Source organism: Mycobacterium sp. (assembly GCF_032162105.1).
Classification (GTDB): domain Bacteria; phylum Actinomycetota; class Actinomycetes; order Mycobacteriales; family Mycobacteriaceae; genus Mycobacterium.
On the sequence record NZ_JAVRPS010000496.1, the window covers coordinates 1 to 9,976 of the forward strand.

The 9,976-nt window shown below is 66.7% G+C and carries 11 protein-coding genes and 1 pseudogene; 2 read left to right on the plus strand and 10 right to left on the minus strand.

The window, feature by feature from the left end; genetic code table 11:
- A partial coding sequence (locus QOC69_RS25410) for an acyl-CoA dehydrogenase family protein (RefSeq protein WP_526444861.1) occupies positions 1–179 on the plus strand: 179 nt, incomplete at its 5' end.
- Positions 180–203: 24 nt separating this feature from the next.
- Positions 204–1,109 carry an SDR family oxidoreductase gene (locus tag QOC69_RS25415; RefSeq protein WP_526444845.1) on the plus strand — a complete coding sequence of 302 codons (906 nt, stop codon included), beginning with the start codon at positions 204–206 and terminating at the stop codon, positions 1,107–1,109.
- A 9-nt stretch (positions 1,110–1,118) separates the two neighbouring features.
- Here the strand turns inward: QOC69_RS25415 and QOC69_RS25420 are convergent, their stop codons facing one another.
- The 10 genes and pseudogenes from QOC69_RS25420 to QOC69_RS25465 form a co-directional block, all read right to left on the minus strand.
- On the minus strand, positions 1,119–2,135 hold the full coding sequence (locus QOC69_RS25420) for a phosphotransferase family protein (protein WP_526444863.1): 1,017 nt from the start codon (positions 2,133–2,135) through the stop codon (positions 1,119–1,121).
- Positions 2,132–3,064: a DUF7064 domain-containing protein gene (locus QOC69_RS25425; RefSeq protein ID WP_526444847.1), complete on the minus strand. Its 933-nt coding sequence runs from the start codon at positions 3,062–3,064 to the stop codon at positions 2,132–2,134. Before QOC69_RS25425 ends, QOC69_RS25420 begins: the two co-directional genes overlap by 4 nt.
- Positions 3,061–3,909, minus strand: coding sequence for an enoyl-CoA hydratase/isomerase family protein (locus tag QOC69_RS25430; protein ID WP_526444849.1), 849 nt, complete (start codon positions 3,907–3,909; stop codon positions 3,061–3,063). The genes QOC69_RS25425 and QOC69_RS25430 overlap by 4 nt, the downstream gene beginning before the upstream one ends.
- A gap of 2 nt (positions 3,910–3,911) precedes the next feature.
- A complete protein-coding gene (locus QOC69_RS25435; RefSeq protein WP_526444851.1) occupies positions 3,912–4,724 on the minus strand; it encodes an enoyl-CoA hydratase/isomerase family protein in 813 nt (270 codons plus the stop codon).
- Complete coding sequence (locus QOC69_RS25440; RefSeq protein WP_526444853.1) at positions 4,721–5,842, minus strand: LLM class flavin-dependent oxidoreductase; 1,122 nt, start codon at positions 5,840–5,842, stop codon at positions 4,721–4,723. Before QOC69_RS25440 ends, QOC69_RS25435 begins: the two co-directional genes overlap by 4 nt.
- A 16-nt stretch (positions 5,843–5,858) precedes the next feature.
- Positions 5,859–6,635: an enoyl-CoA hydratase/isomerase family protein gene (locus QOC69_RS25445; protein WP_526444865.1), complete on the minus strand. Its 777-nt coding sequence runs from the start codon at positions 6,633–6,635 to the stop codon at positions 5,859–5,861.
- 44 nt (positions 6,636–6,679) lie between these two features.
- The gene (locus QOC69_RS25450; protein ID WP_526444855.1) at positions 6,680–7,438 is read right to left on the minus strand and encodes an SDR family NAD(P)-dependent oxidoreductase; all 759 of its coding nucleotides are present in this window, start codon (positions 7,436–7,438) and stop codon (positions 6,680–6,682) included.
- A gap of 33 nt (positions 7,439–7,471) precedes the next feature.
- Positions 7,472–8,410 (minus strand): hydroxymethylglutaryl-CoA lyase, encoded by a 939-nt coding sequence (locus QOC69_RS25455; protein WP_526444857.1) that lies wholly within the window; start codon positions 8,408–8,410, stop codon positions 7,472–7,474.
- Positions 8,407–9,633, minus strand: coding sequence for an acetyl-CoA hydrolase/transferase family protein (locus QOC69_RS25460; protein ID WP_526444859.1), 1,227 nt, complete (start codon positions 9,631–9,633; stop codon positions 8,407–8,409). The genes QOC69_RS25455 and QOC69_RS25460 overlap by 4 nt, the downstream gene beginning before the upstream one ends.
- A pseudogene (locus QOC69_RS25465) lies at positions 9,630–9,976 on the minus strand (steroid 3-ketoacyl-CoA thiolase); the annotation flags it as partial. The gene QOC69_RS25460 and the pseudogene QOC69_RS25465, both read right to left, overlap by 4 nt.

The following is a 9,976-nucleotide window of genomic DNA, read 5'->3' on the forward strand; positions in this document are numbered from 1 at the left end:
TGAAGTGCACCGAAGTAGCCAAACACGTGGCGCTGGAAGGCCTTCAGCTGATGGGCGGCAACGGTTACACCGTGGAGTTCGGCATGGAAATGCAGGTCCGCAAGGCGTTGGCACCGCCGATCTATGGTGGCGCGAACGAGATTCAACGCGAAATCATCGGCAAGAGCCTCGGCCTGTAGGCCGGCGAGAAAGGACCTGCGGCCATGAGCGCAATGAAGCGCGACATCTTCGCACCCGACCTGTTGGTGGACAAGAAGGTCCTGATCACCGGCGGCGGAACCGGTCTCGGCCGCGGCGTGGCAGCGCGGCTGGTCAAGTACGGGGCCGAAGTGCACCTGTGGGGGCGGCGCGAAGCAGTGCTGGCCGCGGCAGCCGAAGAGGCTTCGGGCGGTCGGGACGGAGTGGCGCATTATCAGGCCGTCGACGTGCGGGATTCATCGGCTGTCGACGCCGCGGTTGCGGAGATCTGGGAAAGGCACGGGCCGCTCACCGGGCTGCTCAACAACGCCGCGGCGAACTTCATCGCCCCGACCGCCAGTCTCAGCCAGCGTGCCTTCGAAGCGGTGACGTCGACCGTGATGACCGGGTCGTTCAACACGACGGTTGCCGTGGGCAAGCGTTGGATCGCCGAAGGCCTTCCCGGCGCGGTTCTGTCGAACCTCACCACGTGGGTTTGGTCGGGCTCGGCATTCGTGGTCCCGTCGGCCATGGCCAAGGCGGCGGTGCACGCGATGACGATGTCGCTGGCGGTGGAGTGGGGGCGGTACGGCATCAGGGTGAATGCCCTTGCACCCGGTCCCATTCCGACCGAGTACGCATGGGAGATGCTCAATCCGACCGACAAGAGTTCAGTCGGCGCCACGCAGGAGGACCAGATCCCGCTCGGCCGCTCCGGAACCATCGAGGAGCTCGCCAACCTGACCATCTTCGCGTTCTCAGATGCCTGCGACTACCTGACCGGTGAGACCATCGCGATGGACGGCGGCCAGCGGCTGGCCGGGCCGAACACCTTCGCCGGTCTCACTGCGATGACCGATCAAGACTGGGCCGAAGCTCGTGAGCGGAGCAAGGCCGCGTCCGAAGCTGCCAAGGCAGAGCGATCGGTCTAATCGCCCGGTCTACGCGTCGCAGGCCAGCCGCTCGCCGGCAGCCAGGAACGACGGCACTAACTCCGGATCCGCGTAGTAGGGGTCGCCGATCCCGCCCTCGAACCGCCTGCGGCTGTACTCGTAGAGTGCGGCGAGCTTGTACATCGCCAGCGTGGCATACCAATTCACCCCGGACATATCGGCCCCGGTGTGGTCGGCGTAGCGGTCGAGCAGCTCCACACTGCCGAGATAGCCGGGCTCGAGCACCGCGGTGCCCATCGCCGATGTCGGAACCAGCGGCTCACCCCGGGCCGGGTACGACGCGAGCAGATACCCCACGTCGGCAAGCGGATCGCCGATGGTGGCGAGTTCCCAGTCGAGCACTGCGGCGATGCGTCCGGCTCCGATGTCGACGATCATATTGCCGATGCGAAAGTCGTTGTGAACGATCGATGTCGCGGAATCGGGCGGCAGGTGTGCGTGCAGCCAGTCGTCCAGCGAAGCGAACGCTTTCGGCACTTCTCCGTCGACTGCGACCAGTGACCGCATTCGGCGTAGCTGTCGAGCGTTGAACCCGTCGGCCCTGCCGAAGTCGCCGAGCCCGACCTCACGCCATCGCACCCCGTGCAGCGCGGCGAGGGTGTCCACCAGTGATTCGGCGATTCGCCGTCGTAGTTGTTCGTCGTCAGGTGGCGCCGGCGTTGATTCGGTGATGACAGCCCCGTCGACGAAGTCCATCACGAACACGGGAACGTCGAGCAGCTCGCCGGCGGCTGCGGTGGCCAACACCCGAGGAGCGGGGACGTCGGTGGAGGCCAGTGCGGCCAGCAGTTGCGCCTCCCGCAGCACGTCATGCGCACCAGGTGGCAGCGGGGGAGGCGGTGGTCGGCGCACCACGACACGTGACTGGCCGTCTGATACCACGAACGTCAGGTTGGAATGGCCGTCACCGATGGCAGCGGCGGTCACCGTCGGGCCGCAGAGGCCTCGTTCGGCCAGGAAGTGGCCCAGCTGCTCCAGCTGGTCGCCAGACCAGGTCCACATCAGGTGCCCTGATTCGACAGGTAGTCCAGATAGCTTCCTTGCCAGTGGGTTTCGAACTGTCCCGCACCCTGTTCACCGTCGATGGCCGCGCGGCAGGCGCCCTCCCTGATTACGGTCTGCAGTCGGTCATGGGTGGGCAATTCGATCACCCCGAAGACGTCGAGTTCCAGCTCGGTTCTCGTGCCGCTGATGTCGGTCAGGGTCGCCCGGAGCCGACGCTGGCGCATCTGTTCACCGTATTCGGCGTGCTGGTCGATGTGTCGAATCGGATATGTCACCCCGTCGCGCACGACGTACCCGGCGAAACCCCACTCGCCCTTGGCGATCCAGATCCATCCATTGACCGCCCGGCCCGATTCGGTATAGGCGACGAACCACTTCCAATGCTGCGGTACCCCCCAGTCGCGCACTCCCCAGGAGTGATCGCGGTGACCCATGCGGTCCCACTGGATGTGGCGGCCGGCGACCTCGAGTCCGCCGCGCACCCGACCGGTCTGCTCGATTCGGTTCACTGCGAACCACGTCGGCAGGCCGTCGGGATTGCTGTGATAGCTGAAGGCGTCGTGAATGCCGTTGAAGGCGAACTCGATTCGCACTCCGTCGCGGTCGTAGGTCATCAGGCAGGACTTGCGCAGCTCCGGCTGCGTGAGGGTCAGCCCCGCGAACGCGAACTCGTCCAGGTCCGTGTGGTCGGCTATCTTCCCGCGGTGCTGGCGCATCGCCAGCGGTCGCTCGCCCGCGCCCCAGACGCAGACGTTGTAGCCGGCCGTCCCACTGCCGGTGAGGTAGAGGTAGACCTGCATGCTGAGTTGTTCCTCAGGCATGGTCAGCTGCCAGAACAGGCTGTCGCGGGTTCGTTCGCCGGCGACGGGTCGGTGCCGCAGGTCATCGGTGGGCCGCAGCCCGGCGTCGAGCTTTCCTGCTGTGGTCATCGAGCCTCGCCAAGGAGACCCGCCAGTGCGTGACCGGTCGTCGGTACCTGTACCGCCAGCGCCTGGCCGCGGTTCTCCAGTTCCAACGCAGAATGGAAGGAGTTGATCTCCAGATTGCGGACAAATGCGTTCTTCGTGGACCTCACGCCGTCGTCCGAGTTGTCGGCGATGGTTACGGCCAGCTCGAGTGCCGCGTCGAGCGCGGTGCCCGTCTCGGTGAGCCGGTCGGCCAGCCCCATCCGGAATGCCTCGGCGGCTCGAACGGTGCGTCCGGTGAACGCAAGTTCCGCTGCCCGGCCGGGACCGATCAGCCGGACCAAGTTCCACGACGTGCCGAGTTCGCCGATGGACAACCCGACGCGAACGAAGCCCGCGCTGAAACTTGCCGACTGGTCGGCGATTCGGATGTCGGTAGCAAGTGCGAGAGAGAGCCCGCCACCGGCCGCGGGTCCGCTGACGGCGGCGATTACCGGGTACGGCAGCGCACGCATGCCGCTGGAACCGGCTGCCGCGGTCTCCACCAGGTCGGTGAACTCGGAAACCGACAGTCTGGTGATGATCTCGACCTCGTCGAGGTCGAAGCCGGTACAGAACGCCTTGCCGCCCGCGCCGGTCACGATGAGTGCCCGTAGCGGCGCGTTACGCAAGGTCGCGGTGGCCCATGCGATCTCGCCGAACATCTCGACGGTCTGGGAGTTTGCCCGATCGGGCCGGTTCACCGCCATCACCACGACGCCGGGACCATGTTCGTCGAATGTCAGGGTGCGCGCCGTACGTAGCTCGTCGAGCACGTCGGGCAACGGGCGGCGAGACACCCGATTCCAGCGCGTTGCGGCGGCGCCCATGGTCACCGCCCCGAGAAGTTCGGTGCGCGCTTGGCCTTGAACGCCTCTAACGCCTCGGTCATGTCGTCACAGCGCGTCAGCAGTGCCTGTCCGCGGTTCTCGAGCTCCAGTGCCGCAGCGAAGGAGGCGATTTCCATGTTGGCCTGCAGCGCGCGCTTGGATAATCGGATGCCGCCGGGGGAGTTGGCACTGATTTGACGCGCCATCGCCAACGACTGGTCGAGCAAGTCGTCCGGGCCGGTCACTCGATTGAGCAGGCCGAGCCTCTCGGCCTCCTCAGCGTCCACGATCCGTCCGGTGAAACCAATCTCGGCAGCGGCCGACGGACCGATCAGCCGGGGCAGCAGCCAGGACGCACCCAGATCGCCGGCGGACAGCCCAATCCGGACGAACGCGGCATTGAACTTCGCCGCAGGCGATCCCAGTCGGATGTCGGCCATTAGGGTCAGCGACATGCCGCCGCCGGCGGCCGGTCCGTTGACCGCGGCGATCACGGGAACCGGGACCGCTCGCACGGCGCTGAGCGCGCGGGCTGCGCGCTCCTGACGGTCCAGCATGCCCAGCGCGGACAGAGTCGGGAGCTCCTCGGCTTCGTCGAGGTCGTAGCCCGCACAGAACGCCCTGCCCGCACCGGTCAAGATCATTACGCGGATGTCGTGGTCGTCGCCGATCGCGCGCGCGACCGATTCCAGTTCGTCGAACATCGTCACCGTCATCGCGTTGAGACGACTGGGCCGATTCAGCGTCACCTGGACCACGCCGTCCGCGGGCAAATCGAGAAGCAACGTCTCGTAGTGCCGTTCGAGATCAATCATGAAACGAACTCCGATCGTTCGGTATTGCGGCTCACGGTCGAGGCCGACGGGCGGCCCAGCAGATCACGAATTCCGGACAGGATCTGTGCAGTGCCGAGCAGCGTCTGCTCGTCGGACAGTCCCCACGGCGGCGCGATCGCGTCGACGTGGTCGAATCCCTGCGAGGCCGCCAACAGCCTGGTGGGAAGGTCCCGCGGGGTGCATGCGACGGCGATCGCGTCGATGGCGGCGTCAGGTACCGCTCTGACGAGCGCATCGGCGTCGCGGTCGCGCGCGGCTTGGCGGATATTCTCCTGGGCAGCCGACCAGCCGTGTAAGGCAAAGAGCCGGTCATAGACCCGTGATGCGGCGTACTGCCCGATCGCGAAGGCCGCGCGCCGTCGCGCCGCATCCTCGTCGTCATCGACCGCGCAGATCCGGATGCCCATGACGGCGACCTGCTCGACGGGGCGCCCGGCCTTGTTTGCACCCGCGGCGAGTTCGGGGCGGACCACCTGCTCGACGTAGTCGGTAGTGAACATCGGATGCCCGATGAGCCCGTCGGCGACGCGGCCGGCCGTGCGGATCATCACCGGGTTCACCCCGGCGATCCAGATCGGCAGGTGGGAGCGTAGCGGTGCGGACACTTCGCCGCCGGGCGCGACGTGCACGGTGTAGAACCGGCCGTCGTGGTGCACCGGCCCCTCGTGCAGCCGCCACAGCTTGCGCAGCACGGTGACCAGTTCGGCCATCCTGGCAGCAGGCGACTCCCCGCTGGTGCCGTGCCAGTTCTCCATCATCTTCGGTGTGCCGTTACCGAGGCCGAGGATCAGTCGGCCGCCGGACAGCTCGTCGAGATCCCGCGCTTCGGCCGCCCACATCAACGGTGATCGCCCGACGCCGTAGGCGATGTTCGATCCGATCAGCACTCGACTTGTCGTCGCAGCCAGCACCGCCATCGGTATCGTCGCCGAGCGGCTGTAGAGCTCGCTCGTCCACACCGCGGCGCAGCCCGCCGCCTCGGCTTCGCGGGCCAGTTCCGTCATGGTGTCGAACCGCTTCCGCCCGCTGCCACAGCCGAATGCGTTGATACCGTAGGACGTCGGTGCCCGTTCGCTCACGCGTGGTGTGAAGTCCATCGAAAGGTCTTTCTGATCAGACGAATTCGGGAGCGCGCTTGCCGATGAACGCCTGGATACCTTCGACCGCCTCGCCGCGCTCGAACAGCTGTTGGATCTCTTCGACCTCGTATCGGAGGCCCTCGGCCAGCGGTCGGTCGTACGCCGCGTCGACGGTCCGGACCACTGCGCGTTGGGCAGGCGATGAGGGTCGGCAGAGTTCGTGGGCAAGTTCACGCGCCGCCGTGGTGGCGGTGCCTGCCGGGACGAGCCGGTCGACCAGGCCGATGCGCAGCGCTTCCTCGGCGTCGACCTGCCTACCGGTGAGCATGATGTCCAGCGCATGTCCGCGGCCGACCAGACGAGGCAGCCGCTGTGTCCCACCCGCGCCGGGAATCAGGCCGAGCTTTACCTCGGGCAGTCCCATCCTGGAACCCGCGCCGGCCACGCGCAGCGTGCAGGCCATCGCCAGTTCCAGTCCGCCCCCCAGCGCCAGCCCGTCGATGGCGGCCACCGATATCGCGGGGTGGGCGGCCAGGCGTTCCACCGCCGCACGCAGTTTGTCCCCGTATTCGGCGAACGATGCGGCGTCCACCGAGGACATGTGCTTGATGTCGGCACCGGCGGCGAAGATGCCGTCAAGCGCGGAGGACACCAGAATCGTCTTCGCGGGTAGCGAGTCCGCCGCGTCGAGTCCCGCATGCAGGCCCTCGATGATCGGCAGCCCCAACGCGTTGGCTGGCGGGCGGTCGAGCGTGATCTCGACCACGGCCTCCTCGGCATGCCAGATTACCGGCGAACCGTTGTGGGACAACACCATTGATGTACCTCCTGATCTACTGCTGGACACGGTGACGGTCAGGCCATCGTGAGGCCACCGCTGACGGACAGCGTCTGACCGGTGATGTACCCCGCGGCATCCGACGCGAAGAAGGCGACCGCGGCGGCGATGTCCGACGGCTCGGCCAACCGCTTCATCGGCACTGAGCGGGCCATTCCGCCGATCACCTTGTCGGCCTCTTCGCCCGAGCTGTCGGCGAACTTGCGCAGCGCCGGTGTATCGGTGGGGCCGGGGCAGACCGTGTTGGCGGTGACACCCTTGGTCGCCACTTCACGGGCCAGGGTCTTCGTGAACGCGATGATGCCGCCCTTGGCACCTGAGTAGACCGCTTCCAGAGACGAGCCGACGCGGCCGGCATCCGAACCGATGTTGATCACCCGTCCGAATCCGCGCTCGACCATGCCGGGCACGACGGTGTGGGTGACGCGCAGTGCGCCCTTGAAGTTGATGTCAAGGATCTTGTCCCAGAAGTCCTCTGAGGTTTTCAGGAACGGCATGAAGTCGTCCCAGCCGGCGTTGTTCACGACGATTTCGATTTCACCGAGCTCGGCGGCCACCGTCTTGACCGCGCTGCGTACCGATTCGATGTCGGTCACATCGACGTGGACTGCGATGGCTTCGCCACCGGCGCCGGCGATGCGTTTCGCGGTGGCTTCTGCCGCCTCCAGGTTGAGGTCGGCGACGGCGACTCGGAAGCCGCTGGCACCCATGGTTTCCGAGATGCCCTGGCCGATGCCTTGGGCTCCGCCCGTGACGAACGCGACGCGGTTGCTCATGATCTATCTCCTCGCAATGGGTTGGTTGTCTGTCTAGCGGCAGGACGGGGCGTCTGGGTTCGGTTTCCAGTCGATCGGACCCGCGATGATGGAGTGACTAGTCAGTTTGCGGCCGAGCACGCTCTGTGCCGCGCGGGCAGCGTCGATCATCGCGGGCAGCGACACCCCGGTGGACACGCCCATCTCCTCGAACATGCTGATCAGATCCTCCGAGGAGATGTTTCCGGTAGAGCCGGCGGGAACCGGACACCCGCCGAGCTCGCCGAAGCTGGATTCGAAGCTGGTGCAGCCGGCCTGCAGTGCCGCGTGTGCGTTGGCCAGTCCCTGGCCGCGGGTGTTGTGGAAGTGCGCGGTGACCTCGACCCCGGGCAGGCGTTCGAGGGCGGCGGCGAAGAACTCACCGACATACGCGGGGTTGGCCATTCCGGTGGTGTCGCCGAACCCGACCTCGGTGGCGCCCGCCGCTGCGAACTGCTCGGCGATGTCGAGCACCCGGTTCATCGACACTCTGCCCTCGAACGGACAGCCATACGAGGTGGCGATGACGGCGGCGCAGCGCAGGTCTTCGGCAACGATGCGTTTCGCGATGATCTCGTTGTCGGCCATCGACTCAGCGATGGTCCGGTTCACGTTGCGCTTGTTGTGCGTCTCCGAAGCGCTGACGAAGATCGCGACCTCGGAGAAGGTCTCGCGGACCCGCAGTGCGTTGTCGAGGCCCTTGCTGTTGGGCACCAGCACCATCAGTGAGACGTGTTCGGGCACATCGATTCCGCGCAACACCTCGACGCCGTCGGACAGCTGAGGAATGACGTCGGGTCGGACAAAACTGGCGACCTCAATCCGCTTCAGGCCGGTCCGGGCCAGCCGGTTGATCAGATCGATCTTGTCCGCGGTGGCGATGGTTTCGGGTTCGTTCTGAAATCCGTCGCGCGGCCCGACTTCGCGGATCTCGACGTGGGTGGGCAAGGTCATGAGCCGATCCCTTCCTGCTCGAGTTGGTCGCGAAACTGCGGGGCGGCGATCGCGGCCATCCGTCTGGCCCGCTCGCCGATGCTGCATCCCCGCAGGTGCGCGACGCCGCATTCGGTGACGACGGCGTCGACGTCGGATCGCGATGTGGTGACCACACCGCCGTCGAGTGCGGCCTTGATCGTGGACTGCCCGCCCGAGGTGGCGCGCAGGGCGAAGATTGACCGCTTCCCGGTGAGTGCGGCGGCGCGGGCGAAGTCGACCTGACCGCCGACCGCGCCGATGTATACGCCGCGGCTGACCTCGGCGCCGACCTGTCCGCTCAGGTCGACCTCGACCGCGAAGTTCACCGACACCAGCGAGGCCAGCTGCGAAAGTATTTGCGGGCTATGGGTGTAACTGGTCGGCAGGAACCTCGCTGGCAGGTCGGCGACCCGGTTGTAGAGCTCGACCGAACCCAGCGCGGTACCGGCGACGATCAGCCCGCGGTCGAGCTCCTTTCGCGCACCCGTCGCCACGCCCTTGTCGAGGAGCCGGAGCAGCCCGTCGGTCACCATCCCGGTGTGAAATCCCAAGTCCTCGTGCTCGGCGAGCGCGTCGAGAACCGCCGTGCCCAGCGAGCCGACCCCCAACTGCACGGTGTCACCGTCGTCGACGAGTTCGGCGATGTTTGCGGCGATGCGCTGCTCGGTAGACCCCGGTGCGCGAGTGGGATCTTCGGGTAGTGGCCGGTCGGTGGTGATGGTTGCCGCGAATCGGTCGAGCGGAATCCGCGGGCTGCCAACGGTGACGGGCATTCTTTGGTTGATCTCGGCGATGAGCAACGGTGTGTGCCGTATCGCATCGGCGACGTAGTCGACGCCGATGCCCAGCGAGCACCGCCCGTTCTCGTCGGGCGGTGACACCTGCACCAAGCCCACGTCGCAGGGCAGCCGGCGCTCGGCGAACATCCTGGGCAGCGCCGAGTAGTGGCACGGAATGACTTCGAGGCGGCCGGAGCGGCTCAGCTCGCGCAGTTCGCCGAGCCCGCCGTAGGACACCATCGACATTCGAGCGGGCATGGTGACGGCGAGCTGGTCGTTCCAGCTGAGCCCGGTGAACGTCCGGATGTGTCCGATCCGGGCGCTCTGCGCGATGAGCGCGTCGACAAGGGGACGTGGTTCGGCGGCCGCCTGGCCCCACCAGACGCCTGCGCCCGCGGCCAGGTACTCGCCGAAGTCGATCACGTCGGCACCCGCTGGATGAGTGTGCCGGTCCCCAATCCGCCCCCGCAGCACATGGTTACCAGGCCGAGGTCGGCTTGGCGACGTTCGAGCTCGGCGACCAGGGTGGCGATCAGCCTGGCGCCGGTGGCGCCGACGGCGTGGCCCAGCGCGATGGCGCCGCCGTTGACGTTGACCCGGTCGGTGTCCGGACGCAGTTCGCGTTGCCACGCCAGCACTACCGACGAGAACGCCTCATTGACCTCGAATAGGTCGATGTCGGCGATGGTGAGGTTGTTGCGCTGCAACAACTTTTGGGTCGCAGGGATCGGCCCGGTAAGCATGATGATCGGGTCGACACCGACGG

Excerpts from the sequence above, each read along its gene's own strand:
- QOC69_RS25415 (WP_526444845.1), top strand. The coding sequence starts at position 204 with ATGAGCGCAATGAAGCGCGACATCTTCGCACCCGACCTGTTGGTGGAC.
- QOC69_RS25425 (WP_526444847.1), bottom strand. The coding sequence starts at position 3,064 with ATGACCACAGCAGGAAAGCTCGACGCCGGGCTGCGGCCCACCGATGAC.
- QOC69_RS25430 (WP_526444849.1), bottom strand. The coding sequence starts at position 3,909 with ATGGGCGCCGCCGCAACGCGCTGGAATCGGGTGTCTCGCCGCCCGTTG.
- QOC69_RS25435 (WP_526444851.1), bottom strand. The coding sequence starts at position 4,724 with ATGATTGATCTCGAACGGCACTACGAGACGTTGCTTCTCGATTTGCCC.
- QOC69_RS25440 (WP_526444853.1), bottom strand. The coding sequence starts at position 5,842 with ATGGACTTCACACCACGCGTGAGCGAACGGGCACCGACGTCCTACGGT.
- QOC69_RS25450 (WP_526444855.1), bottom strand. The coding sequence starts at position 7,438 with ATGAGCAACCGCGTCGCGTTCGTCACGGGCGGAGCCCAAGGCATCGGC.
- QOC69_RS25455 (WP_526444857.1), bottom strand. The coding sequence starts at position 8,410 with ATGACCTTGCCCACCCACGTCGAGATCCGCGAAGTCGGGCCGCGCGAC.